This is a genomic window from Streptomyces sp. NBC_00442 (assembly GCF_036014195.1).
Lineage (GTDB): Bacteria > Actinomycetota > Actinomycetes > Streptomycetales > Streptomycetaceae > Streptomyces.
The window spans coordinates 1,972,310-1,998,229 of sequence record NZ_CP107918.1 but is presented as its reverse complement, the minus strand read 5'-3'; the positions used below and the strand labels follow the sequence as shown (position 1 = coordinate 1,998,229).

General features: G+C 70.9%; 19 protein-coding genes. 10 read left to right on the top strand and 9 right to left on the bottom strand.

Annotation, left to right across the window (positions count from 1 at the left end; genetic code table 11):
- Positions 1–434: 434 nt before the first annotated feature.
- Positions 435–890 carry a phospholipase gene (locus OG432_RS08790; protein ID WP_328309439.1) on the bottom strand — a complete coding sequence of 152 codons (456 nt, stop codon included), beginning with the start codon at positions 888–890 and terminating at the stop codon, positions 435–437.
- Between the two features lie 241 nt (positions 891–1,131).
- On the opposite strand from OG432_RS08790, the gene OG432_RS08785 reads away from it, so the two are divergent.
- A complete protein-coding gene (locus OG432_RS08785) occupies positions 1,132–1,857 on the top strand; it encodes an alpha/beta fold hydrolase (RefSeq protein ID WP_328309438.1) in 726 nt (241 codons plus the stop codon).
- On the opposite strand, the gene OG432_RS08780 is transcribed toward OG432_RS08785, so the two are convergent.
- On the bottom strand, positions 1,847–2,410 hold the full coding sequence (locus OG432_RS08780; RefSeq protein WP_328315044.1) for a TetR/AcrR family transcriptional regulator: 564 nt from the start codon (positions 2,408–2,410) through the stop codon (positions 1,847–1,849). The two genes, OG432_RS08785 and OG432_RS08780, sit on opposite strands and share 11 nt — an antisense overlap.
- 183 nt (positions 2,411–2,593) lie before the next feature.
- On the opposite strand from OG432_RS08780, the gene OG432_RS08775 reads away from it, so the two are divergent.
- The 4 genes from OG432_RS08775 to OG432_RS08760 all read left to right on the top strand — a co-directional run bounded on the left by OG432_RS08775 (position 2,594) and on the right by OG432_RS08760 (position 7,622).
- Positions 2,594–4,264, top strand: coding sequence for an MFS transporter (locus OG432_RS08775; protein ID WP_328309437.1), 1,671 nt, complete (start codon positions 2,594–2,596; stop codon positions 4,262–4,264).
- A 106-nt stretch (positions 4,265–4,370) separates the two neighbouring features.
- Positions 4,371–4,796 carry a MerR family transcriptional regulator gene (locus OG432_RS08770; protein WP_328309435.1) on the top strand — a complete coding sequence of 142 codons (426 nt, stop codon included), beginning with the start codon at positions 4,371–4,373 and terminating at the stop codon, positions 4,794–4,796.
- A gap of 36 nt (positions 4,797–4,832) precedes the next feature.
- Positions 4,833–5,165, top strand: a complete 333-nt coding sequence (gene trxA, locus OG432_RS08765; protein WP_328309433.1) for a thioredoxin — start codon at positions 4,833–4,835, stop codon at positions 5,163–5,165.
- A gap of 189 nt (positions 5,166–5,354) precedes the next feature.
- The gene (locus tag OG432_RS08760; protein WP_328309431.1) at positions 5,355–7,622 is read left to right on the top strand and encodes a HelD family protein; all 2,268 of its coding nucleotides are present in this window, start codon (positions 5,355–5,357) and stop codon (positions 7,620–7,622) included.
- Between the two features lie 87 nt (positions 7,623–7,709).
- Here the strand turns inward: OG432_RS08760 and OG432_RS08755 are convergent, their stop codons facing one another.
- Genes OG432_RS08755 through OG432_RS08745 form a run of 3 tightly spaced genes read right to left on the bottom strand, consistent with a single transcriptional unit; the run spans position 7,710 to position 10,097 of the window.
- Entirely contained in the window at positions 7,710–8,225 is a 516-nt protein-coding gene (locus tag OG432_RS08755; protein WP_328309429.1) for a DinB family protein, read from the bottom strand.
- A gap of 45 nt (positions 8,226–8,270) precedes the next feature.
- Positions 8,271–8,999, bottom strand: a complete 729-nt coding sequence (locus OG432_RS08750) for a DUF2625 family protein (RefSeq protein ID WP_328309427.1) — start codon at positions 8,997–8,999, stop codon at positions 8,271–8,273.
- A 24-nt stretch (positions 9,000–9,023) separates the two neighbouring features.
- Positions 9,024–10,097 carry a LacI family DNA-binding transcriptional regulator gene (locus tag OG432_RS08745; protein WP_443058561.1) on the bottom strand — a complete coding sequence of 358 codons (1,074 nt, stop codon included), beginning with the start codon at positions 10,095–10,097 and terminating at the stop codon, positions 9,024–9,026.
- Positions 10,098–10,307: 210 nt separating this feature from the next.
- Here OG432_RS08745 and OG432_RS08740 point away from each other — a divergent pair, with 210 nt between their 5' ends.
- The 5 genes from OG432_RS08740 to OG432_RS08720 all read left to right on the top strand — a co-directional run bounded on the left by OG432_RS08740 (position 10,308) and on the right by OG432_RS08720 (position 17,997).
- Positions 10,308–11,603: an ABC transporter substrate-binding protein gene (locus OG432_RS08740; protein WP_328309423.1), complete on the top strand. Its 1,296-nt coding sequence runs from the start codon at positions 10,308–10,310 to the stop codon at positions 11,601–11,603.
- An 87-nt stretch (positions 11,604–11,690) separates the two neighbouring features.
- The gene (locus tag OG432_RS08735) at positions 11,691–12,659 is read left to right on the top strand and encodes a carbohydrate ABC transporter permease (protein WP_328309421.1); all 969 of its coding nucleotides are present in this window, start codon (positions 11,691–11,693) and stop codon (positions 12,657–12,659) included.
- The gene (locus OG432_RS08730; protein WP_328309419.1) at positions 12,659–13,537 is read left to right on the top strand and encodes a carbohydrate ABC transporter permease; all 879 of its coding nucleotides are present in this window, start codon (positions 12,659–12,661) and stop codon (positions 13,535–13,537) included. The genes OG432_RS08735 and OG432_RS08730 overlap by 1 nt, the downstream gene beginning before the upstream one ends.
- Positions 13,538–13,622: 85 nt before the next feature.
- Complete coding sequence (locus tag OG432_RS08725; RefSeq protein ID WP_328309417.1) at positions 13,623–14,864, top strand: glycoside hydrolase 5 family protein; 1,242 nt, start codon at positions 13,623–13,625, stop codon at positions 14,862–14,864.
- 112 nt (positions 14,865–14,976) lie between these two features.
- Positions 14,977–17,997, top strand: coding sequence for an alpha-mannosidase (locus tag OG432_RS08720; protein WP_328309415.1), 3,021 nt, complete (start codon positions 14,977–14,979; stop codon positions 17,995–17,997).
- A gap of 47 nt (positions 17,998–18,044) precedes the next feature.
- On the opposite strand, the gene glgB is transcribed toward OG432_RS08720, so the two are convergent.
- From glgB to OG432_RS08700, 4 genes are all read right to left on the bottom strand, one after another.
- Complete coding sequence (gene glgB / locus OG432_RS08715; protein WP_328309412.1) at positions 18,045–20,339, bottom strand: 1,4-alpha-glucan branching enzyme; 2,295 nt, start codon at positions 20,337–20,339, stop codon at positions 18,045–18,047.
- Positions 20,340–20,378: 39 nt separating this feature from the next.
- On the bottom strand, positions 20,379–21,746 hold the full coding sequence (locus OG432_RS08710) for a maltokinase N-terminal cap-like domain-containing protein (protein WP_328309410.1): 1,368 nt from the start codon (positions 21,744–21,746) through the stop codon (positions 20,379–20,381).
- 142 nt (positions 21,747–21,888) lie between these two features.
- Positions 21,889–23,604 (bottom strand): maltose alpha-D-glucosyltransferase, encoded by a 1,716-nt coding sequence (gene treS / locus OG432_RS08705; RefSeq protein WP_328309408.1) that lies wholly within the window; start codon positions 23,602–23,604, stop codon positions 21,889–21,891.
- Positions 23,601–25,700: a maltotransferase domain-containing protein gene (locus OG432_RS08700; RefSeq protein WP_443058352.1), complete on the bottom strand. Its 2,100-nt coding sequence runs from the start codon at positions 25,698–25,700 to the stop codon at positions 23,601–23,603. Before OG432_RS08700 ends, treS begins: the two co-directional genes overlap by 4 nt.
- Between the last annotated feature and the right edge of the window lie 220 nt (positions 25,701–25,920).

The window sequence follows — 25,920 nt, the reverse complement described above, 5'->3', positions numbered from 1 at the left end:
CGCTCGTCGTCCCAGCCAAGGGCGGGCCCTGACGCAGCCCCACCGAATCGACCAGGAGGCGGAAGATGGGCAAGCGCAAAGGCAGCGTCCACACGGAGTTCGGGACAGCGGTCCGCGCTGCACTCGCCTTCCTGACGGACGATAAATCCCTGGAATCGCAGGCACACCACCTACGCCTGCTCGCACCGTACTTGCAGGACCGCGCAGAAGCAGCCGAACTCATGCGCCAGGCCGGGGCGAGGTAATTTCCTGTGTGAACGCGTGTCGGGCTTCGTGACGGCAGTGCGGCAGGGGGCCTGTCCAGAAGTCCCGGGCCGCCGGCCTGCGCGCCCAGTGGGTGGGGTCGGAGGCCGGGGCCGACCTCCGACCCTTGGCGTAGGGCTGGATGCTGGCACAGCCACCGACCCCGGGGCGAACCCGGGGTCGGGGTCGGGTCAGTTGCCCAGGGCCTTCACTGCCTGGTAGTACGTCCACGCCGTCGCGTCGCACGAGGTCTTCGTCGCGCCGCTGTACGCCGCACAGACGCGCTTGAGGTCCTCGTACAGGGCGCTGTCGATGCGGGGCTTGTTGGCCGGGAACTGGCCCGCCGCCTTGTAGTTGCGGTAGCCGAAGTCGTGGCGGGCGCAGGAGGCCTTGAAGGGGAAGCCGAAGGGGTTGTCGGGGGACTTGGAACAGTAGTCCGTCGACCAGTCGAAGCCGTACGCCGACCAGTGGGCCTGGTTGGCGCGGGCGGCCTGGAACGCGTTCGAGCTGCTCGCGCTGGTCTGCGTGAAGGAGGAGAGCACCTGCGCCTTGTCGGCCGGGGCGGCCTGGGCCGGGGCGGTGGCCAGAGCGGCGAGGGTGAGCGCCGCGGCGGCGGTCATGCCCAGAGTGGTGGTACGACGGCGCATCCTGAACCTCCGTGAGGGGAAGAGCAATTGACGTGCCGTCACTCTGGCCCCACGGGCTGTGCGCGCGCTACAGATTCACTGGAGCCTGAAAGACGCGGGAGCCGTGCCCTCGGGGCCGGGGCGCGTCCGGCGACGGGCCCGGGGCCGGCCCCGCGAACGCAGTCGTGGAACTCTCCTGTCGGAGGCTCCCGATAGCGTCCCGCCCAGCGTGCTTCAACTTCCGTATCCGGAGGGACCCATCATGGACATCCTGCTCATCGCCGGCCTGTGGCTCGACGGATCCGCGTGGGACGACGTCGTGCCGGAACTCGCCGCGCTCGGCCACCGGCCGGTGTCCCTCTCGCTGCCCGGACAGGGCGACGGCAATGCCTCCGCGACCCTCGACGACCAGCTGGCGGCCGTGCTCGCCGCCATCGACGGCGCGGCCGGGAGGCCCCTGGTGGTGGGGCACTCCGCCGCGGCGAGCCTGGCCTGGCTCGCCGCCGACGCGCGACCGGACGAGGTCGCAGGGGTCGCCCTGGTCGGCGGCTTCCCCGCCCCCGACGGGCGGGCCTACGCCGACTTCTTCGCGATCGAGGGCGGCCTCATGCCCTTCCCCGGCTGGGCTCCCTTCGAGGGGCCGGACGCCGCCGACCTGGACCGGGCGGCCCGGGACCGCATCGCGTCCGCCGCGATCCCGGTACCCGAGGCCGTCGCCAGAGGGGTCGTACGTCTCGGCGACGAGCGCCGCTTCGAGGTCCCCGTCGTGGTGGTGTGCCCGGAGTTCACCCCCGCCCAGGCGAAGGAGTGGATCGCCGGCGGCGAGAGCCCGGAACTCGCGCGCGCCGTCCGTGTCTCGTACGTGGACCTCGACTCGGGCCACTGGCCGATGGCCACCCGTCCCCGCGAACTCGCCCAGGCCCTCGCCGATGCCGCCGACGCCCAGCAGCCCCCAACTCCGGCGGGGCCCGGCGCGGTTACCGGGTGAGCGCCGCCGCCACCACATCGGCCGCGCGCCGCGCCGGCACCCCCGCCGAGAGCAGGAGCGTCGTCGCCGCCGCGCGGCCGGCCTCCGAGGCGGGCAGCGCCCCCTCGTTCACCGCCTCCATGAGGCCGAACAGGGACTGCTCGTGTACGTAGGCGAGGGCCGCCGGGGCCAGCGGTGAGGCGAACACGCCCTCGCGCAGGCCGAGTTGGAGCAGGTCCACGCACTCCTTGCGGACCGGGGCGAGGCGCTGCTTGATGCCCGCCATGGTGACGCTGCGCTGGGCCAGGGCCACCAGGAGCCGGTATCGGTCGGCGATCTCCCAGACCGCGAGGGTCGCGCGGGCGAGCGCCTCGGCCGGGTCGGCGACGCCCTCGCGGCCCTCGCGGTGCGCGTCCGCGACGGTCTCCGCCGCCTCGTCCACCAGCGCCGCGATCAGCGCGTCCCGGCTCGGGAAGTGCCCGTACACCGTGCGCCGCACCACGCCCGCCGCCCGCGCGATGTGGTCCATCGACGCGTCCGGGTCGCGCACCAGCTCGGCGAAGGCCACCTCCATGATGCGGCGGCGATTCGCGTCGGCGCGGCCCCCCGAGGGGGCGGCAGGGGTAGCAGTCACGGCCCCATTTTGCACAGCGTCGTGCAGCGGCGTAAATTGCACAGCACTGTGTAATTGCACAGCGATGTGCAAGTGGATCTTCCCCGAGCGGGGAACAGCAAGACCGAGGAAGGGTGAGACATCGTGGGTCTCGTCATCAAGGAGCCCGTCGAAACGATGGAGGCGCCCTACCGGCGGCGCTGGTGGGCACTGCTCGTGCTGTGCCTCAGCCTGCTGATCATCGTGATGGCGAACACCGCCCTCACCGTTGCCGCGCCCGACATGACCAAGGACCTCGGGCTCAGCAGCTCCGACCTCCAGTGGGTCATCGACGGCTACACCGTGCCGTACGCCGCGCTGATGCTGCTGCTCGGCGCGATAGGCGACAAGTACAGCCGCCGGGGCGCGCTCGTGCTCGGGCTCCTCGTCTTCGCGGGCGCCTCCGTGGCCGGCTCGCTCGTCGAGAGCTCCACGGGCGTCATCGCCTCCCGCGCGGTCATGGGCGTCGGCGCCGCTCTGATCATGCCCGCGACCCTGTCGCTGCTCGCCTCGACGTTCCCGCGCGCCGAACGCGCCAAGGCGATCCTGCTGTGGACCGCCACCGCCGGAATCGCCATCGCCGCGGGCCCCCTGGTCGCCGGCGCGCTCCTGGAGAACCACGGGTGGGCCTCGACATTCCTCATCAACGTGCCGGTCGCGCTGCTCGCCGTCGTCGGCGCGTTCGTCCTCGTACCGCCGTCGAGGGCCGCGCACCACGACCGCATCGACTACGTGGGCGGACTGCTCTCGGTGGTCTCCGTCGGTGCGCTCGTCTACATGATCATTCAGGGTCCGCACTTCGGCTGGGACGCCAAGGCGATCGGCGCCGCCGTCGTCGCCGGGCTCGGCTTCGTGGTCTTCGTGCTGTGGGAGCTGCGCCACCCCCGGCCCGTCCTGAACGTGCGCCGCTTCGCGCACCGCATGTTCTCCGGCTCGCTGCTCGCCGTCGCGCTGTTCTTCCTCGCGGTCTTCGGCGCGTTCTACTACCTCACCCAGCACCTCCAGTTCGTGCTCGGCTACACCCCGCTGGAGACCGGCGTGCGCATGCTGCCGCTGGCCGGCGCGGTCTTCGTCGGCTCCGCGCTCACCGGGTTCCTCACCCCGCGGCTCGGCATGAAGGTCACGGTCACCGCCGGCATGGTCGCCGGAACCGTCGCGCTCGCGCTGCTCACCCAGGTCGACTCCGGCTCCGGCTACGGTGACTTCCTCGCCCCGCTGATCATCCTCGGTGTCGCGATCGGACTCGCCCTGTCGCCCTGCACCGACGCCATCATGGGCGCCTTCCCCGAGGCCGAACTCGGCGTCGGCGGCGCCGTCAACGACACCTCGCTCGAACTCGGCGGCTCGCTGGGCATCGCCATCCTCGGCTCGGTGCTCGCCAAGTCGTACTCCTCGCACCTCGCGGACGCGACCGCCGGCACGAAGCTGCCCGCATCCGCCCTCGCCACCGCCCAGGACTCGGTCGGCGCCGGATACGCGGTGGCCCAGGGCATCGGCGACCAGGCCAGGCAGCTCGGCGCGCAGGCGCTGCACGCGGGCACCCCGCAGCAGGCCGCCCAGCTCAAGGCCCAGGCCGAGCAACTCGCCGCCGGCGCCCAGCAGATGAGCCACGCGGTCGGCTCCGCCTTCTCGGACGCGGTCGCCCGCACCAGCCTCGTCGGCGCGGTGATCCTGGGCGTCGGAACCGTGCTGGTCGCCGTGCTCCTGCCGCGTCGCGACAAGGGGGACGAGCGGCCGAGCGAGAGCGTCGAGGAGCGCGAGAGCCTCCCGGTCTGACCCCGCCCGCCCACCGCGCCGGATCCCCCGCGCCCCGGCTCCTTGCCCCGGCCCTTCGCCCCGGCTCCTTGCCTTGACGTCGGCGTCAACGATTACCGTCCTTGTCATGCGCATCGGAGAGCTCGCGGCGCGGGCCGGGACGACCACCCGCACGCTTCGGTACTACGAGTCGCGCGGCCTGCTGGCCGCGCGACGCACGGGCAACGGCTACCGGACGTACGACGAGGACGACCTGAGGCTGCTCCGGCAGATCAAAACGCTGCAGGACTTCGGGTTCGACCTGGAGGAGACCCGTCCGTTCGTGGACTGCCTGCGGGCCGGCCACTCGGCGGGGGACACCTGTCCCGCGTCGCTCGCCGTGTACCGCCGCAAGCTGGCCGAGCTCGACGCGCTGATCGACGAGCTCGGTTCCGTACGCGCCCAGGTCGGGGCGGAGTTGGCGCGGGCCGAGGTGATGGCGCGGGCCGAGGTGATGGCGACGGCGGAGGTCCCGGGCGGTCCGGAGCCGCGCTGCGAGTTGAGCCCGGAGTGACCGGGTGAGCCGAAGGGTGAGCGAGAGGATGACGCGATGATCAAGGCGGCAGGTGTGGACGAGGTCACGGACCGGACGTTCGCCGACGAGGTGCTGGGGGCGGCTCTTCCGGTCCTGGTGGAGTTCACGGCCGACTGGTGCGGGCCGTGCCGGCAGCTCGCACCCGTGCTCGGTGCGCTGGCGGCCGAGGAGGCGGCCCGGCTCAGGATCGTCCAGATCGATGTGGACACGAACCCGGAGACGGCGACGAAGTACGGCGTCCTGTCGATGCCCACTCTGATGGTCTTCGTCGACGGGACACCGGTGAAGTCGATGGTCGGCGCGCGACCCAAGCGCCGGCTGGCGCAGGAGCTCGACGACGTGATCTGAGCGGCAGCTCGACGACGTGATCCGAGCGGCATCCGCGCGGGGCCGGCCCCCGTGGAAGCGGCAAAGAAAATGCCCCGGATGAATTGACATCCGGGGCATTGCCTTGCGTATATTGGATGTTTCGTGTCTTTGGCATAACAAAGTCACGAAGAAGTTCTATGTAGGCACTGTATCGCGTCAGGAGTGGAATTGTCAACCGAGGAATTCCGGAAGGAACAGCAATTCATCACCGGTCTCTACGCCCGCCTCGATGAGCTGCGCGACCAGGCCGAGGCCGCCGCGCGGTCGGCATTGGCGCAGGCCGGGACGGGTCTCCAGGCGCGCCTCGAGCGTGATGTGCTGGTCGCCGAACAGTCCGGGCTGCTCGGCGCCCTCAACGCCGGCGAGAACGGGCTGTGCTTCGGAAAGCTCGATTTCCGGGACGGCACGGCCCATCACGTCGGACGCATCGGAATCCGCAGGGACGACCGGGAACGCACCCCTGTCGTCATCGACTGGCGCGCCGAAGTCGCCCGCCCCTTCTATCTCGCCACCGGCTATTCCCCGATGGGGCTGCGCCGCCGCCGGCACATCACCACCGAGGGCCGTACCGTCACCGCGCTCCACGACGAACTGCTCGACCTGACCGACGCCGAGCGCACCGGCCACGAGGGCGCCAGCGCCGACGAGGTGCTGCTCGCAGCGCTCGATGCCGCCCGCACCGGACGGATGCACGACATCGTCCGGACCATCCAGGCGGAGCAGGACCGCATCATCCGCGCCCCGCACCGCGGGGTCCTCGTCGTCGAGGGCGGCCCCGGCACCGGTAAGACCGTCGTCGCCCTGCACCGAGCGGCCTATCTCCTGTACGAGCACCGGGAATTGCTGGCCCGCAGGGCCGTGCTCGTCGTCGGGCCCAACCCGGCCTTCCTCGGCTACATCGGCGACGTCCTGCCCTCGCTCGGCGAGACCGGGGTGCTCCTTTCGACCCTGTCCGAACTCTTCCCCGGCGTGCGCGCGACCGGCACCGACACCCCCGAGGCGGCCGAGATCAAGGGCCGCGCCGCGATGGCCGACGTGCTCGCGGCCGCGGTGCGCGACCGCCAGACCGTGCCCGAGCGGGCCGTCGACATCCCGCACGACGGATACGGCACGCTCCAGCTCGACCGGGCGATGGCGGAGGACGCCCGGTGGAAGGCGCGCGAGAGCGGGCTCCCGCACAACCTGGCCCGGCCGCACTTCGCCTTCCACATCATCGACGCGCTCACCGCGCAGCTCGTGGAGCGCATCGGCGCCGACCCGTTCGGCGGGCCGAACCTGCTCGGTCCCGACGACGCGGCGCAGATGGGCAAGGAGATTGCGACGAGCCAGGAGGTGCACGCGGCGATCGCCGAGTTCTGGCCGACGCTGACGCCCCAGGAGCTCGTGTCGGACTTCCTCGCGGAGCCGGTCCATCTCCCTGACGAAGAAGCCAAGTTGATCCGGCGCGAGGACGGCGTCTGGACGCCGGGCGACGTGCCGCTGCTCGACGAGGCGGCGGAACTGCTCGGCGAGGACGACAGCGCGGCGCGGGCCGCCGCCGAGGCCGAACGCCAGGAGCGGATCGCCTACGCGCAGGGCGTCCTCGACCTCTCGGCCGGTTCGGAGACGTACGAGTTCGAGGACGAGGAGTCCGAGGTGCTCGCGGCGCACAACATCATCGACGCCGAGCGGATGGCCGAGCGGCACGAGGAGGCAGACCACCGCAGCGCGGCAGAGCGGGCCGCGGCCGACCGGACCTGGGCGTTCGGGCACGTCATCGTCGACGAGGCGCAGGAGCTCTCGGCGATGGCCTGGCGGCTGCTCATGCGGCGCTGCCCGACCCGTTCGATGACCCTCGTCGGCGACCCGGCGCAGACCGCGGACGCGGCGGGCGTGGGCTCGTGGGAGCGGATCCTCGCGCCGTACGTCGCAGAGGACGGCTGGGAGCATGTGCGGCTCGGCGTCAACTACCGTACGCCCGCCGAGATCATGGAGGTCGCGGCGGAGGTGTGCCGTGCGGCGGACCCGTCGTTCGTGCCGCCGCGTTCCGTGCGGTCCACGGGCGTACGTCCCTGGGCCCGGCGCGTCGAGGGCGACGCGCTCGCGGGGGCGGTGGCTCGTGCGGTGGATGCGGAGCGGGGCGTAGGTGCGGGCGCGGGCCGGCTCGCGGTGATCGCCCCGGGGCATCTGCACCCGGCGCTTCTGGCGGCCCTGCCCGACGCGTCGTCCGGTGCCACGCCGGACCTGACGAGCGGGGTCGTGCTCCTCGACCCGCGTCAGGCGAAGGGCCTGGAATTCGACACGGTGCTGGTGGTCGAGCCGGGGGAGTACGGGGTCAGCGACCTGTACGTCGCGCTGACGCGGGCGACGCAGCGGCTCGGGGTGCTGCACGTGGGGGAGCTGCCGGGGGCGCTTGGGGATCTGGGAGATGAATTCCTCAAGGAGTACGGAGAGTGAAACGGATGAGCGCGCCTACGTCTTCCACGGCACCGGCACCGTCGTCTCCACCAGGCTTCGGCTCCGGTCGCAGTCTGCCGGGGCGGTCTAGTAGTACCCCTTCACCCCGTCGAGCAGCTCCCGCACGATGTCCGCGTGTCCCGCATGCCGCCCGGTCTCCTCGACGAGGTGGATGAGTATCCAGCGGAGGTTGGCGCCGGCGTCGCGGAAGTCGGGGTGGCGGCCAACGTCGTCCAGGGAAGCCGCGGCCACGATCTCGTTACTGCGGGCACACTGGGTCTCGTACCGCACGAGCAGCTGCGTCAGCGGAACGCCGTCGGCCCGCCAGTCGGCGCCCTCGACCGTCCGGTCGAAGGACGGGTTCTGTGTCTTGTCGCCGCCGAGGAAAACCACCTCCAACCAGGTGTGCTCGACCCACCGCATGTGGCTGATCAGCCCGGCCATCGTCGTCGCCGGCGAGGTCGGGATTACGGAACGGTGCGCGTCGGCCTCGCTCAGACCGTCGCACTTCCATCGCAGGATCTGCCGCTGGAGGTCCAGCCAGCCGATGAGCGCGGTGCGCTCATCGGCCTGCAACGGGTGGCGATCAAGTGAGGGTGCCATGCCCGCACGTTACGCGGCCACAAGATCCGCCCGACGGGCCCTGGTTCATGCGGCGCCGAGGAAGCCGGGGTCGGCGCCGTCGAACTGCAGGCACGAGTCACGGCTCAGGGCCAGGAGTTGCGCCATGGGGACCGCACGACGGCCGGCCGCCAGAAGGTCCCGGCGGGCCTCGGCCGACCACAGCGGCGGGAAGAACGACAGCCCCTGCCGCCCGGTCAGCACGGAGACGTCGGTGCGCCATCCGTCCCACCGCAGGTCCCCGTAGAACTCATGGAGGCCTCCCGCGAGGATCCAGGACAGCCAGGCCGAGTGGCCGGCGCCCAGAGGTGTCCACCCGAGGGCGTCGGGGGCGAAGTAGACGACCTCGCCCGGCTCGCCGGGCCGACCGGCCGCACGGGGGTTGCCCCCGTTGAGGGCAAAGACCCCGCCCAGCGCATCGTGCGCGACCACAAGTCCCGCCCCCGGCCGCCATGCCGGATCGAACGTCGAGGGCATCGCGTTGACCTCGGCCAGGCTCGGCAGCCCCTCGGCGTCGCTGCCAAGGGGACTGCCGAAGATCCGCAGCCATCCGCCGTCCACGAGCAGACCGCCGCAGTTCAGCACGATCCCGCCCAGGTTCGACCGGGCGGAGACCTGCAGTTGCCACAGGGAGGCGCGGCCTACCGCAGCGTCACCGGGCAGAACCTTGACGGGAACACTGGTACTGGCCAACTCCTCAAGAAGGACCGGCCAGGCCGGATCGTCGACGTCGACCAGCTCTTGGACCTCGGGCATCCCCGCATCGTCGCACCATCGGGGTCATGGGGCCGGGGGCGGGGCCGTGCTTTCGCGGGGTTGCAGGCGCGGGAGCGGATCCTGGAGTTGGCGGGGAGCGCCACCATCGAGCAGCTCCAGGAGCTGCGCGGCTGCCCGGTGCCCGAACTCGTCCGCCTTGCGGACCAACGCCGTCAACTGCGGGTGCAGCGTGTGGCAGATGACGGAGTCCTCCCAGGACACCACCGACACGTCCCGCGGGATCAAAAGCCCCCGCTCCGCCGCGACGCTGACCGCCGCCACCGCCATGACCTCGTTGTCGCAGATGAGGGCGGTGGGCGGCACCGGCGCCGAAAACAGCCTCCGGGCCGCCTTCGCGCCCTGGCGGTCCGTGAAGTCCGTCGTCACGGACACGGCGTGTTCCAGGCCGAGCCGCCGCGCCGCCGCCCGCAGCGAGGCGATCCGGCGCGCGGTGTGGGCGAAGCCCGGCGTGCCCGCGATGTGTCCGATGCGGCGGTGCCCGAGCGCGTACAGGTGACGCACGATCAGGTCCATCGCTCCGGAGTCGTCGGCCCAGATGTTGGACAGCCTTGCCCGGCGCGGGAGTTGGGGTGCCCCGGGGTTCCCCGGCGCCTCCATCCCGCCGATGACCACGGCCGGCAGGCCGAGTACCGCCAGGGTCTCGGGGCGCGGGTCCGAGACCCGGGGGTCGACGACGATGACCCCGTCGACCCGGCCCTCCGCCCACCAGCGCCGGTACAGCTCGCACTCCGCCTGGACGTCGTCGACCATCTGGAACACCAGCGCCCGGTCGCGCGGCGCGAGGCTCGCCTGGATGCCCGAGACGAGCTGGAGGAAGAACGACTCGCCGCCCAGGCTGTCCGCCGGGCGGGCGAGGACGAGCCCGATCGCCCCCGCGTTCTCGCCGGACAGCGCCCGAGCCGCGGAGCTGGGCCGCCAGCCGAGCCGGTCGGCGACCCGTATGACCCGGCGCCGGGTCGAATCGGACACGCCGGGGCGGTTGTTGAGGGCGAAGGAGACCGCGCTCGTGGAGACGCCCGCCTCTCTGGCCACGTCTTTCATCGTCGGGCGGCGGGGCGGTGGCGCATCGCTTTCGATCTCGCTCATGCGGCGATGGTAACGCGGTTTAGTTGAAGGTCACTAAACCGCGTAAGTTCTCCTGCAACATTCAGGACTTTAGTCCTTTTTAGTTGCCTTGAACTGCTGGTTTAGTCAATCGGGTCGCTTATTCGGTATTGACGGTCAATTAATGCGCGCTGCATGGTGTGCGGCAACGTCATCGGGACGAGGCGAAGGAGTCAGCCACTCATGTCCATTCATCGCAGTGTCGCGATCCGGACGGCCGTCGGACTCGGCGCGGCCCTCTCGCTCACCCTGCTCACCGCGTGCGGTGGCGGCGGGAGCGGCAAGGGCTCGGCCACCGACGGGAAGATCGAGGGCGAGATCAAGTTCCAGACCTGGAACCTCCGGGCCAACTTCAAGGACTACTTCGAAGGCGTCATCAAGGACTTCGAGAAGGCCAACCCGGGCACCACGGTGAAGTGGGTCGACCAGCCCGCCGACAACTACGCCGACAAGCTGAGCGCCGACGCCACCGCCGGCACCCTCCCCGATGTCGTGAACCTCTCCCCGGACCTCGCCTATCCGCTCGCGAAGGCCGGCACCCTGCTCAACCTCGACAAGGACAAGGTCGCCGCCGCGTTCAAGCCCGAGTACCTGGACGGGGCCTGGCAGGGCTTCGGCATGCCGGGGCTCGACGGTTCGTACGCGCTGCCCTGGTATCTGAACACCGGCCCGCTCTTCTACAACAAGTCGATGTTCAAGGACGCCGGGCTCGACCCGGAGAAGGCGCCGAAGACCTTCGACGAACTCTTCTCGGACGCGCGGCAGTTGGCGGCGAAGGGCAAGGCGACCCTCGCGCAGCCGCCGACCGTCGAGGACTTCGGCCGGTACGGCGTCGACATCATGAGCAAGGACGGCACGAAGTTCACCTTCAACGACGCCAAGGGTGTCGACTTCCTGACGAAGTATCAGAACATGTTCAAGGAGGGCGGGCTGCACAAGCAGGCCCTGACGCTCACCGCCGAGACGGCCGGGCAGAAGTTCCTCCAGCAGGAGGTCGCCATGAACCCGGGCAGCGCCCACGACCTCGACACGTTCAAGAAGAACGCCCCGTCGCTCTACGGCAACCTCGGCATCACCGACGTGCCGACCAACACCGGCAAGCAGAACATGTACTTGCAGGGCCTCTCGGTCAACTCGCGGAGCAAGAACGCCGCGACCGCGCTCGCCTTCGCGCACTTCGTCACCGACCAGAAGAACCAGGAGGACTTCGGCCACAAGGTCGCCGTCTTCCCCAGCACCAAGGGCTCGCTCGACAAGGATTACTGGACCAAGGCCGACGGCTCCGAGGAGGGCAGGATCCGGGTCGCCTCGGCCAAGATGCTGCCGACCGCGGTCAATTACACGCCGGTGCTGTTCAGCGACGAGATGAAGACGATCCTGCGCAACGAGATAGCCAAGTGCCTCCAGGGCAAGGCGTCCCCGAAGGAGGCCCTGGACAGCGCGGCGAACCAGATGACCAAGCTGATCCAGCAGAAGTGACCCGGTGGACCGAGACATGAACACCTCCGCACCCACCCCGCGCCACCGCCCGGCGAACACCGCGGCCCCGGCCCGGCGGGCTCGCCCGTGAGCGCCTCGACCCCGGCCGTCACCAAGGGGGCCGCGGGCCGCCCGCGCACCGCCGCCCCCGGCCGCCGCGCGGGCCGCGTCGCCGGCCGCCCCGCGGGCCGCACCCACCGGGCCCTCACTCCCTGGCTCTTCCTGGCGCCCGGCCTCCTGATCACCCTCGTCTTCAACCTCTATCCGTTCCTCGCCACGGTGTGGAAGTCGTTCACCGACGCCCGCACCCTCACCCCCGGCAGCTTCGTCGGCTTCGACAACTTCACGGCGCTCGTCCACGACGACCAGTTCTGGGTCGCCCTGCGCAACAGCGCGCTGTACGTGGTCCTCGTCGTGCCGTGTCTGGTCCTGCTGCCGCTGCTCCTCGCGCTCCTGGTCCAGCGGCACATCCCCGGCATCGCCTTCTTCCGGTCCGCGTACTACACGCCGGTCGTGGCGTCGGTGGTCGTCGTCGCCCTGATGTGGGTGTGGATGCTGGACGACCGGGGCTTCGTCAACGGTGTGCTCCACATGCTGGGCGTCGACCCGGTGCCGTTCCTGTCCAACCAGTGGCTCCTGCTGCTCAGTTCGATGGCCCTGACCGTGTGGAAGGGCCTCGGCTACTACATGATCATTTACTTGGCCGCACTCGCGAACGTACCCCGTGAACTCCACGAGGCGGCCGAGGTCGACGGCGCCGGACCGATCCGCCGCTTCGTCTCCGTCACCATGCCCTCCGTGCGCTCCACGATGGTCCTGGTCGGCGCGCTCTCCGCGGTCTCCGCCTTCAAGGTCTTCAGCGAGGTCTTCATGATCGCGGGACCGACCGGTGGCCCCGGCGGTGCCGACACCACCCTCGTCATGCTCATCCAGCGGGCCGGCACCGGGCTCCAGGGCCGCACCGGCTACGCCTCCGCCATGTCGATCGTGCTGTTCCTGCTGACCCTGGTCCTGATGCTGCTCGTGCTGCGGGCCGACCGGAAGGACAAGGACTGATGACGGCCGTGGCCCAGCACCCCGCCCCCACGCGGCATCCCGCCGCACCCCGTCGCGCCCCCCGCTGGCGCAAGGCCCTGCGCTACGCGGCCCTCGTGATCGTGCTGCTCATCATGATCGGCCCGTTCCTGTGGCAGCTGTCCACCTCGCTCAAGGGCACCACCGAGGACATCTACACCTCGCCGCCCCGGCTGCTGCCCGCGCACCCCACGTTCGGGAACTACCGCGACGTCGCCGACATCATCCCCGTCTGGGACTTCGTCCTGAACTCCCTGAAGGTGGCCGTCAGCAACGTCGCGACCAACGTCGTCGGCGCCGCCATGGCCGGATACGCGCTCTCCCGGCTCCGCTTCAAGGGCCGGGGCGCCGCCGGCGTCGTCTTCGTCCTCGCCCTCCTGGTGCCGACGGAAGCGACCATGCTGGCCCAGTTCGCGACGATGCGCTCCCTGGAGCTGAACAACACCCTGGTGGCGGTGGTGCTGCCCGGCTGCATCGGCGCGATGAACGTCCTCCTGATGCGCAACGCCTTCGACAACCTCCCGTACGAGATCGAAGAGGCCGCCGTCATCGACGGCGCCAACGTCTGGCAGCGCTTCACCCGTATCGCGCTGCCCGCGGTGAAGGGCACCCTCGCGGTCGTCGCGATCTTCTCCTTCATGGGCGCGTGGGACGACTTCCTGTGGCCGCTGATCGTGCTCTCCGACTCCGAACACTTCACGCTCACCGTCGGCCTGAACTTCCTGCACGGCACGTTCTCCGACAACCAGCGCGTCGTCGCGGCGGGCACCATCATCGCCGTGGCCCCGCTGATCGTGCTGTTCGCCTGCCTCCAGCGGTTCTTCTTCCGCGGCGTCGGCGAGGGCGCGGTGAAGGGATAGCAGCCTCCCCGCGCCCCCGGCCGGAACCGCCCGCCGGCACCGCCCACCAGATCTGCCCTGCCAGAACTACCTTGGAGCTCACCCCATGGCAGCCCCGCGCTTCGGCGTCAACTACACGCCCAGCCAAGGCTGGTTCCACCACTGGCTCGACTACGACCCGGACGCGGTGCGGACCGACCTCGACGCGATCGCCGCGCTCGGCCTCGACCACATACGGGTCTTCCCGCTCTGGCCCTACTTCCAGCCCAACCGCACCCTGATCAGGCCCCGCGCGGTCGAGCACCTCCTCGACCTCGCGGACGCCGCGGCCGAGCGCGGCCTCGACGTCAACGTGGACGGGCTCCAGGGACACCTGTCGAGCTTCGACTTCCTGCCCGCCTGGACCCGCACCTGGCACCGCCGCAACCTGTTCACCGACCCGGACGTCGTCGACGGACAGGCCGCCTATCTGCGCACCCTGGCCGCCGCCCTCGCCGACCGGCCCAACTTCATCGGCCTCACCCTCGGCAACGAGATCAACCAGTTCTCCGCGAGCCCCCACCCCGACCCCGACCGGGCCACTCCCGAGCAGGTCGACGCGTGGCTGGAGCGGATGCTGGCGGCCTGCGAGGAGGGCGCGCCCGGACGGCTCCACCTGCACGCGGAGTACGACGCGTGCTGGTACCAGGACGACATGCCGTTCACCCCGGCCCAGGCGGCCCGGCGCGGCGCGGTCACCGCCGTCCACTCCTGGGTCTTCAACGGCACCGCGCAACTCCACGGACGGCTCTCGGTGCCGACCGAGCACCACGCCGCCTACCTGGTCGAGCTGTCCAAGGCCTGGGCGGCCGACCCGCACCGCCCGGTCTGGCTCCAGGAGGTCGGGGCACCCGCGCCGCTGGTCCCGCCGCCGCATGCCGCGGCCTTCACCGAGGCGACCGTCGAGAACGCCCTGGACTGCCCCGGCCTGTGGGGCATCACCTGGTGGTGCTCGCACGACGTCTCGCGCGACCTCGCCGACTTCCCCGAACTCGAATACGGGCTCGGCCTGTTGACCAACGACGGGCGGCCCAAGGACACCGCGGGCGTGATCTCCCGGACCGCCGCGGCGTTCCGCGAAGGCACCCGCGCCTACGCCCCCGCCCCCCGGGCCACCGCACTCATGGTCCCCGACGCCCCCGCGTTCCGTTCCCTGTGCGCCCCCGGCGGCCCGGTCTTCGAGGCGTTCTTCCGGCTCACCGCCGACGGGGCCCGCCCCACCACCGTCCTCACGAGCCGCGCCGGCGACCGGGAGCATCTCGCCGCGCGCGGCATCACCGCCGTCGTCACCCCCGACCAGGTCCTCTGACGCTCCCGCCAGTACCCGAACCGGGCACCGAGTCGGCATGCTTCGAGAGAGCCAAGACCTTCGAGAGAGCCAAGACCCGGTAGTTCCACCCCTTCCGAAACGGAGCACCCCCATGCATGACGACCGCGGATTGGTCGAAGCCCGCCTCAAGCGCGTTCTGGACGAACGCATCCGTCCCGCCGTGTACCCGGAGTCGGTGCCGCTGGACGTCGCCGTCTGGGTGGCGCCGGGGACTGGGGCCTCCCCAACTGTGGCGGTCGAGGAGGGGCTCGCGGCCGAGGTGACGCCGGTCGCGGTCGGCGACCTGTGGGGCGCACCATGGGGGACCAGCTGGTTCCGGGTGAAGGGACGGGTGCCCCAGGAATGGGCGGGCCGCTGCGTCGAGGCCATCCTCGACCTCGGATTCGACGAGAACATGCCGGGCTTCCAGTGCGAGGGTCTGGTGTACCGGCCCGACGGCACCCCGGTGAAGGGACTCAACCCGCGCAACCAGTGGGTGCGCATCGGAGCCCCCGTCGACGGCGGCGAAGAGGTGTGCCTGCACATCGAGGCCGCCTCCAACCCCGTCCTGCTCGACTACCACCCCTTCGTGCCGACCGCGCTCGGCGACATCGAGACCGCGCACACCGACCCGCTGTACAGGCTGACCCGGATGGACCTCGCGGTCTTCGACGAGACGGTGTGGCGTCTGGTCATCGACCTGGAGGTGCTGGGCGAGCTCATGCACGAGCTGCCCGTCGAGTCGGGGCGGCGCTGGGACATCCTGCGGGCCGTCGACCGCGCCCTGGACGCGCTCGATCTCCAGGACGTCAACGCCACGGCGGCCGCGGCCCGTTCGGAGCTGGCCGGGGTCCTCGCCTCGCCCGCCGAGCCGTCGGCCCACCGGATCAGCGCGGTCGGCCACGCCCACATCGACTCGGCGTGGCTGTGGCCGCTGCGCGAGACCGTACGCAAGGTGGCGCGCACCACCTCCAACATGACGGCGCTCCTGGACGACGAGCCCGAGTTCGTCTTCGCGATGTCGCAGGCCCAGCAGTGGGCGTGGATCAAGGAACACCGGCCCGAGGTGTGGGCGAAGGTCGTCAAGGCGGTGACCGACGGCCGGTTCGTGCCGGCCGGCGGCATGTGGGTGGAGGCCGACACCAACATGCCGGGCTCGGAGGCGATGGCCCGCCAGTTCGTCCACGGCAAGCGGTTCTTCCTCGACGAGTTCGGCGTGGAGAACGACGAGGCGTGGCTGCCCGACACCTTCGGCTTCGCCGCGGGCCTCCCGCAGATCATCAAGGCGGCCGGCTCCAAGTGGCTGCTCACCCAGAAGATCTCCTGGTCCCAGACCAACAAGTTCCCGCACCACACCTTCCAGTGGGAGGGCATCGACGGGACGAGGATCTTCACCCACTTCCCGCCCGTCGACACCTACAACTGCGCGATGAAGGGCAGCGAGATCGCGCACGCGGCCAAGAACTTCAAGGACAAGGGTGTCGCCCGGCACTCGCTCGCGCCGACCGGCTGGGGCGACGGGGGCGGCGGCACCACCCGGGAGATGATCGCGAAGGCGGCGCGCCTGCGGAACCTGGAGGGCAGCGCGCAGGTGGTCTGGGAGACGCCCGCCGCGTTCTTCGCGAAGGCGGAGGCGGAGTACGCGAACCCGCCGGTGTGGGTGGGCGAGCTGTACCTGGAGCTGCACCGGGCCACGCTCACCAGCCAGGCCAAGACGAAGCAGGGCAACCGCAGGAGCGAACACCTGCTGCGGGAGGCCGAGCTGTGGTCGGCGACGGCGGCCGTCCGGAACCCCGAATTCGCCTATCCGTACGCGGAGTTGGACCGCATCTGGAAGACGGTCCTGCTGCACCAGTTCCACGACATCCTGCCCGGCTCATCCATCGCATGGGTGCACCGCGAGGCGGAGAAGACGTACGCGGCGGTCGCGGCCGAGCTGACCGGCCTCATCGACAAGGCTCAGCGCGCGCTGGCCGGGGCGGGCACGGAGCCCCTGGTGTTCAATGCGGCCCCGCACGCGCGGCACGGGGTGGCGGCCGGCGGCGCGGCGGTCGCGGCGGCCGACGAGGCCGCCGGCCTGTCGGCCCGCCCGGACGGCGGCTTCGTGCTGTCCAACGGACGCCTGCGGGTGGAGATCGACGGCCGCGGCCTGGTCGTCTCCGCGTACGACATCGAGGCCACCCGGGAGACGATCGCCCCGGGCCGTTTCGCCAACCTCCTCCAGATCCACCCCGACTTCCCGAACATGTGGGACGCGTGGGACGTCGACGCGTTCTACCGCAACACGGTGACCGACCTCGTCGAGGCGGACGAGGTGACGGCGGGCGACGGCGCGTCGGTGCGCGTGGTGCGGTCGTTCGGCTCGTCGAAGGTGACGCAGACCCTGACCCTGGCCCCCGGGGCCTTTGGCCTGGACATCTTCACGGAGGTGGACTGGCACGAGACGGAGAAGTTCCTGAAACTGGCCTTCCCGCTGGACGTCCACGCCGAGCGGTATGCGTCGGAGACCCAGTTCGGCCACTTCTACCGGGCCACGCACACCAACACGAGCTGGGAGTCCGCCAAGTTCGAGGCGTGCAACCACCGCTTCGTGCACCTGGAGGAGCCCGGCTGGGGCGTGGCCCTGGTGACGGACTCGACGTACGGCCACGACGTGACGCGTACCGTGCGGCCCGAGGACTCCGGTACCACGACGACTCTGCGGGTCTCGCTGCTGCGCGCCCCCCGCTTCCCGGACCCGGAGACCGACCAGGGCCCGCACTCCTTCCGCCACTGTCTCGTTCCGGGCGCGTCCATCGGGGACGCGGTGCGCGAGGGGTACGTCGTGAACCTCCCGGAGCGGACGCTGTCCGGGGCGGGCCCGGTCGCGCCCCTGGTCACCGTCGACAACGACGCGGTCGTGGTGACGGCGGTGAAGCTCGCGGACGACGGGAGCGGCGACGTGGTGGTCCGCTTCCACGAGGCACACGGCGGCCGCGCCCGCGCGACCGTGACGCCCGGCTTCGCCGCGGCGGGCGTCACGGTGACGGACCTCCTCGAACGGACCCTGTCCGAGGCCGAGTTGAGCGATGGCGCGGTCGAGGTGGCCCTGCGCCCGTTCGAGCTGCGGACCCTGCGGTTCGTCCGGGCGTAGCCGGGTGGGCCCCCGCGCCCCGGCCGGGGCGCGGGGGCCCTTCGGGCTCACACCGGCCGGAACCAGATCGTGGCGAGCGGCGGCAGGGTCAGGCTGAGGGAAACCGGGCGGCCGTGGGACGGCGTCGGGTCGGGCTTCACCGGGCCGGGGTTGCCCACGCCGCCTCCGCCGTAGCGGGCCTCGTCGGTGTTGAGCACCTCCTGCCAGGCGGGCACCGTGTCCGGCACGCCGAGGCGGTACTCGGCCCGGACCACCGGCGAGAAGTTGGAGACCGACAGGAGGGGCGCGCCGGACGCGTCGTGGCGCAGGAAGGCGAAGACGTTGTCCTCCGCCGCGTCGCCCGCGAGCCAGGAGAAGCCCGCCGGGTCCGTGTCGCGCTCCCACAGGGCGGGCTGGGCCGCGTAGGCGCGGTTCAGATCGCGCACCAGATCCCGTACGCCGCGGTGGTCGGGCTCGGCACTGTACGACGGATCCAGCAGCCACCAGTCGGGCCCGTGCTCCTCCGACCATTCGGCGCCCTGCGCGAACTCCTGCCCCATGAAGAGGAGTTGCTTGCCCGGGTGGGCCCACATGAAGCCCAGGTAGGCGCGGTGGGTGGCGCGCTGCTGCCACCAGTCGCCGGGCATCTTCGAGACCAGGGCCCGCTTGCCGTGGACCACCTCGTCGTGGGAGATCGGCAGCACGTAGTTCTCGCTGTAGGCGTACACCATCGAGAACGTCATCTCGCTGTGGTGGTACTTGCGGTGCACCGGCTCGTGCTGCACGTAGCCGAGCGAGTCGTGCATCCAGCCCATGTTCCACTTCAGGCCGAAGCCCAGGCCGCCGTGGTCGGTGGGCCGGGTCACCCCGTCCCAGGCGGTGGACTCCTCGGCGATGGTCACCACCCCCGGGCAGCGCCGGTAGACCGTCGCGTTCATCTCCTGGAGGAAGGCCACCGCGTCGAAGTTCTCGCGGCCGCCGTGCTCGTTGGGGCTCCACTCGCCGTCCTCGCGCGAGTAGTCCAAGTACAGCATCGAGGCCACCGCGTCGACGCGCAGCCCGTCGACGTGGAACTCCTCGCACCAGTACGTCGCGTTCGCCACCAGGAAGTTGCGGACCTCCTTGCGGCCGTAGTCGAATTCGAGGGTCCCCCAGTCGGGGTGCTCGGCGCGGGCCGGGTCCTCGTGCTCGTACAGGGTGCGCCCGTCGAACTCGGCGAGCGCCCAGTCGTCCTTCGGGAAGTGCGCGGGCACCCAGTCCACGATCACGCCGATGCCCGCCTCGTGCAACGCGTCGACCAGGAAGCGGAAGTCGTCGGGGGTGCCCATCCGTGACGTCGGGGCGTAGAAGCCGGTGACCTGGTAGCCCCAGGAACCGCCGAAGGGATGCTCCGACACCGGCAGGAACTCCACATGCGTGAAGCCCAGGTCCTTCACGTACGCCGGAAGTTGGTCGGCGAGCTGACGGTAGGTCAGGCGCGGCCGCCAGGAGGCGAGGTGGACCTCGTACACCGAGAACGGCGCCTCGTGCACCGGGCGCTCGGTGCGGCGCGCCATCCATTCCTCGTCGCGCCACACGTGGTGGGACTCGGTGACGATCGAGGCGTTGGCCGGCGGCACCTCCGTGCGCCGCGCCATCGGGTCGGCGCGCAGGGTGTGGCTGCCGTCGGGGCGCATGATGTCGAACTTGTACAGCGCGCCGTCGCCGACGCCGGGCAGGAACAGCTCCCACACCCCGGTCGAGCCGAGGGAGCGCATGGGGTGGGCGGTGCCGTCCCAGTAGGTGAAGTCGCCGTTGACCCTGACCCCCTGGGCGTTCGGCGCCCACACCGTGAAGCGGGTGCCGGTCACGCCCTGGTGCACCATCGGGCGGGCGCCGAGCGCCGTCCACAGCTCCTCGTGGCGCCCTTCGCCGATCAGGTGCAGATCGAGATCGCCGAGCGAGGGCAGGAAGCGGTAGGGGTCGTGCACCTCGATCTCGTTGTCGTCGTAGGTGACGAGCAGGGTGTAGTCCGGCACCTCACGCAGCGGCAGCACCCCCGAGAACAGACCGTCGCCGTCGTCGTGCAGCTCGGCCCGCAGCCCCTTGCCGAGCACGGTCACGGCGCGCGCGTACGGGCGAAGGGTGCGGATCGCCACGCCGCCCCGTACCGGGTGCGCGCCGAGCAGGGCGTGCGGATCGTGGTGTCCGCCGGCGAGCAGGCGCCCCCGGTCCGCGGCGCTGAGCGCGGGTGCGGGCCGCACGCCGCGGCTCGCGGCCCGGCGGGGCGCGGGAGGCGTCTTGGCGGGCTTCGCCGCCGTCGCCGCGGGTGCGGCGGCGCCGGCGGCGGGCTGGGAGGAGTTGCGGGCGGGGCGGGGGGTCACGGGGACTGCCTCCTCGAAGGGCGTGGTGCGCGGGTGGTTTCAGTGCCCGGCCAGGCGGTGGATCGCCGCCATCGGCACGGGCAGCCAGTCGGGGCGGTGCCGGGCTTCGTAGAGCACTTCGTACACGGCCTTGTCGGTCTCGTACGCGCGCAGCAGCTCGGGCGATTCGCGGGGGTCGCGGCCCGAGCGCGCCGCGTAGCCCGCGCAGTACGCGGCCCGGCACTCCTCGGCCCAGCGGGGGTTGTTCGGGCGGGCGGAACAGGACGCGTAGTCGAAGGAGCGCAGCATGCCCGCCACATCGCGCACCGGGGGCTGGGGGCGGCGCCGCTCGGCGAGCGGGCGGCTGGGTTCACCCTCGAAGTCGATCACCGACCAGGGGCCTTCGGCGGCCCGCAGGGCCTGGCCCAGGTGGAGGTCGCCGTGGATGCGCTGGGCGGAGCCCGCCGTCTCTAGCGCGGCGACCGCGTCGAACGCGGCCCGCAGACCGGGGACGTACGGGGCGAGCGCGGGGACCGCCTGGGCGGTGGCGTCCAGACGCTCGGTCATGGCGGCCGCGATCAGCGCGGTCTGCGGCCGGCCGAGCGAGACGGGTGCGAACGCCTCGGCGAGCGCGAGGTGCACATCTGCGGTGGCCCGCCCCAGCTCGTACGCCTCCTTGGAGAAGGGGCGCCCGTCCGCGAGCGAGGCGAGCGCCAGGGTCCAGCCGTCGTCGGCGCCGCGCAGGAACGGCTGGAGCACACCGAGCGTCGTCTCCTGGGGGTGGGAGGTCCCGAACCACGCGGCGGGCGCGGGCACCCGGTCGCAGCCCTGGCGGGCCAGCGCCCACGGCAGTTCGAGGTCCGGATTGACACCGGGCTGCACCCGCCGGAACACCTTGAGAATGAACGTATCTCCGTACACCAGTGAGGAGTTGGACTGTTCCACGCCGAGCAGCCGTGGCGCGAGACCCGCCGCGACCGTGACCCCGGGATCACGGTCGAAGGACAGCGGGCCCACGCTTCCCGGGGTGCGCAGGCGTTCCAGGAGCAGGGCCGCGGACTGGGGGTCCTGGAGGGCGTCGTACACCGCGAGCCCGGCGAGCGGGCCCTGGCTCGCCCGGCCGATCAGGGCGGGCGCGAGACGCGGCGGCAGCTGGTCGCGCACCCCGAGCAGGAGCTGGTAGCAGTCGGCGGGCGCCGCCTGTGCGGTGCCGCCCGGCAAGGAGGGGGTGGCGTGTTCGGTGCGTACGAGCAGGTGCAGCAGGTTCGGCAGCAGTTCCGTCGCGGTGAGCAGCGCGAAGTCCGTGACGGGCCGCCCCTTGCCCGCGAACCAGCGCTGCCGTGGCAGCCATTCGTGCAGCAGAGGGGCGAGGGAGGTCAGCAGAGTGAGTGGGAGGCCGGTGGTACGGGGCGGTGCGGCCTTGGGCATGGCGGCGCATCCTTTCCCCGGGCACACATCGAGTTGCGCAGAGTGTCCCGGATTGCAACAGAAGCTGTCCGGCGGCGCGCGGGGTTCGGGGTTCAGAGTGCCCCGGGCGGAGCGCTGGAAACCGCTCCGCCCGGGTCCCCGGTCAGACGGCGGCGGGAGGAGTGGGGTCCTTGCGCAGCCGGAACCAGTAGAAGCCGTGGCCCGCCAGGGTGAGCAGGTACGGCAATTCGCCGATCGCCGGGAAGCGCACCCCGCCGATCAGTTCCACCGGGTGCATCCCGTTGAACGCCCGCAGGTCCAGCTCGGTGGGCTGGGGGAAGCGCGAGAAGTTGTGCACGCACAGCACCAGGTCGTCGCCGTGTTCGCGCAGGAACGCGAGGACGGCCGGGTTGGAGGACGCCAGCTCGGTGTACGAGCCGAGCCCGAAGGCGTGGTTCTGCTTGCGGATCTCGATCATCCGCCGCGTCCAGTGCAGCAGCGAGGACGGCGAGGCCATGGCGGCCTCGACGTTGGTCACCTGGTAGCCGTAGACGGGGTCCATGATCGTGGGCAGGAAGAGCCGGCCCGGGTCGCAGGAGGAGAAGCCCGCGTTGCGGTCGGGCGTCCACTGCATCGGGGTGCGCACCGCGTCACGGTCGCCGAGCCAGATGTTGTCGCCCATCCCGATCTCGTCGCCGTAGTACAGGATCGGCGAGCCGGGCAGCGAGAGCAGCAGCGCGGTGAACAGCTCGATCTGGTTGCGGTCGTTGTCCAGGAGCGAGGCGAGCCGGCGCCGGATGCCGATGTTGGCCCGCATGCGGGGATCCTTGGCGTACTCCGCGTACATGTAGTCGCGCTCTTCGTCCGTGACCATTTCGAGGGTGAGCTCGTCGTGGTTGCGCAGGAAGATGCCCCATTGGGCGTTGCGCGGGATCGCCGGGGTCTTGGCGAGGATTTCCGAGACCGGGTAGCGCGACTCGCGGCGCACCGCCATGAAGATGCGCGGCATCACCGGGAAGTGGAACGCCATGTGGCACTCGTCGCCGCCCTTGGCGTAGTCGCCGAAGTAGTCGACGACGTCTTCCGGCCACTGGTTGGCCTCGGCGAGCAGCACCGTGTCCGGGTAGCTCGCGTCGATCTCGGCCCGCACCCGCTTGAGGAACTCATGCGTTGCCGGAAGGTTTTCGCAGTTGGTTCCCTCCTCCTGGTACAGGTAGGGCACGGCGTCGAGGCGGAAGCCGTCGATGCCGAGGTCGAGCCAGAAGCGCAGCGCGGAGACGATCTCCTCCTGCACGGCCGGGTTCTCGTAGTTGAGGTCGGGCTGGTGCGAGAAGAAGCGGTGCCAGTAGTACTGCTTGCGGACCGGGTCGAAGGTCCAGTTGGACGTCTCGGTGTCGACGAAGATGATCCGCGCGTCCTGGTACTGCTTGTCGTCGTCGGCCCAGACGTAGTAGTCGCCGTAGGGGCCGTCCGGGTCGCGGCGCGACTCCTGGAACCACTCGTGCTGATCACTGGTGTGGTTCATGACGAAGTCGATGATCACGCGCATGCCGCGCTGGTGGGCGGCGTCGACGAACTCCACGAAGTCGGCGAGGTCGCCGAACTCGGGGAGCACCGCGGTGTAGTCCGAGACGTCGTAACCGCCGTCGCGCAGCGGTGATTTGAAGAACGGCGGGAGCCAGAGGCAGTCGACGCCCAGCCATTGCAGATAGTCCAGCTTGGCGGTGATGCCCTTGAGATCCCCGACGCCGTCGCCATTGCTGTCCTGGAAGGACCGCACGAGCACCTCGTAGAACACCGCGCGCTTGAACCACTCGGGGTCGCGATCCTTGGCGGGGGTGTCCTCGAAGGTGTCGTGGACGGGCTCATTGACGATCATGGTGTGGGTGACCCTCCGATCGGCGGGGACGGTCGCAGGACCAGGATGTGCGCGGGCGCTCGGCCCGGTTCCAGGCGCACGTAGTTGGCCCTGCCCCAGTGGTAGGTCTCTCCGGTGAGCTCGTCGCGCACCGGGAAGGACTCGTCCCAGGCGAGGCCGAGCTCCGGCATGTCCAACGAGACCGTGGCCTCCTGGGTGTGGTGGGGGTCGAGGTTGGCGACCACCACAACGGTGTTCGATCCCGAGCGCTTGCTGTACGCGATCAACGCGTCGTTGTCGGTGTCGTGGAAGTGGACCGAACGCAACTGCCGCAGGGCCGGCTGGCGGCGCCTGATGCGGTTGAGCGCGGTGATCAGGGGGGCGATGGAGCGGCCCTTGCGTTCGGCCGACTCCCAGTCGCGGGGGCGCAGTTGGTACTTCTCGGAGTGCAGGTACTCCTCGCTTCCTGCCGTGGCGGGCACGTTCTCGCAGAGTTCGTATCCGGCGTAGACACCCCAGGAGGGGGAGAGCGTCGCGGCGAGCACCGCCCGCACCTCGAAGGCGGGACGGCCGCCGTCCTGGAGGTAGCCGTGCAGGATGTCCGGAGTGTTCACGAAGAAGTTGGGCCGCATGTAAGGAGCGGTCTCGGTCGCCAGTTCGGTGACGTACTCGGTGAGCTCCCGCTTGGAGGTGCGCCAGGTGAAGTAGGTGTACGACTGCTGGAAGCCGATCCTGGCGAGGGTGCGCATCATCGCGGGCCGGGTGAACGCCTCGGCCAGGAAGATCACGTCCGGGTCGGTGTCGTTGATCTCGGCGATGACCTGTTCCCAGAAGACCACCGGCTTGGTGTGCGGATTGTCCACGCGGAAGATCCGTACGCCGTGCCCCATCCAGAACCGCAGCAGCCGCACCGTCTCCTCGACCAGGCCCGGCATGTCCTGGTCGAAGGCGATCGGGTAGATGTCCTGGTACTTCTTCGGCGGGTTCTCGGCGTACGCGATCGTGCCGTCCACCCGGTGGTGGAACCACTCGGGGTGCTTGTCGACCCAGGGGTGGTCGGGGGAGCACTGGAGGGCGAAGTCGAGGGCCACTTCGAGACGCAGGTCGCGCGCGGCGCCCACGAAGGCGTCGAAGTCGTCCAGGGTGCCGAGATCGGGGTGGACGGCGTCGTGGCCGCCGTCGGCGGAGCCGATCGCCCAGGGCACGCCGACATCGAGGGGCCCGGCCTCCAGGCTGTTGTCGGGGCCCTTGCGGTGGGTGGTGCCGATGGGGTGGATCGGCGGCAGATAGACGACGTCGAAACCCATGGCGGCGACCGCGGGCAGCCGCGCTGCGGCGGTGCGGAAGGTGCCGGAGACCGGCGGCCCGTCGCCGGTGACGACGGCACCCTCGGAGCGCGGGAACAGCTCGTACCAGGACCCGTACAGCGCTCGGCGGCGCTCCACGAGCAGCGGCATCGGAGCGGATGAGGTCACGAGGTCGCGCAGGGGATACGCCGAGAGCGCCGCGTCCACGGCCGGGTCCAGGGCGGCGGCCAGCCGGTCGCCGGGGGAGCGGCCCGTGTCGCGCAGGGCGTCCGCCACCGCGAGGACCGCCTCGCGCCGCCCCTTGGCCTTGGGCACCCCGGCCGCGGCCCGCTCGTGCAGCGCGGCGCCCTCCGCGAGGACGAGTTCGGTGTCGAGGCCGGCCGGGATCTTGATGCGGGCGTGGTGGCGCCAGGTGGTCAGGGGGTCGCCCCAGGCCTCGACGGTGTACGTCCAGTGGCCCTCCGACGTGGGGGTGATCTCGGCGCCCCACAGGTCGGTGCCGGGGGCGAGCTCACGCATCGGGGTGAAGGGGCGCCGGCGCCCTCCGGGGTCACGAAGGACGACATTGGCGGCCACGGCGTCATGACCCTCGCGGAACACGGTGGCGGTCACCTGGAAACTCTCCCCTGCCACCGCCTTCGCGGGCCTGCTGCCGCACTCGACGGCGGGGCGCACGTCGAGAACGGGGATGCGTCCGATGGACGGGTTCGGGTTCACGGGTTCACCTGCGGATGATTGGTATGGTTTGCCGCGTTTGCGGGAGTCTGTCCTTTTTAGCTGCTCCCTTGGCGACTGACCGGCTGCGGGCATGGCCGCTCCTGTCCGCGTTCACTCGAATGGCGTGCGGGAAAGACTGTGGGAAGGCGTACCGAGTGAGCCTTCCACGGTGTGCGGGTGGGCATTCCGGCAGTTTGTTAACTACCTGCGCGTAACGGTTCAGGCAACGAATCCGCCCGGACCGTGGCCGACAACGGCCCAAACTTTGCCTGCGCCAAGGTGAGGTGACGTCCCATCAGGGAAAGGGGCGGCA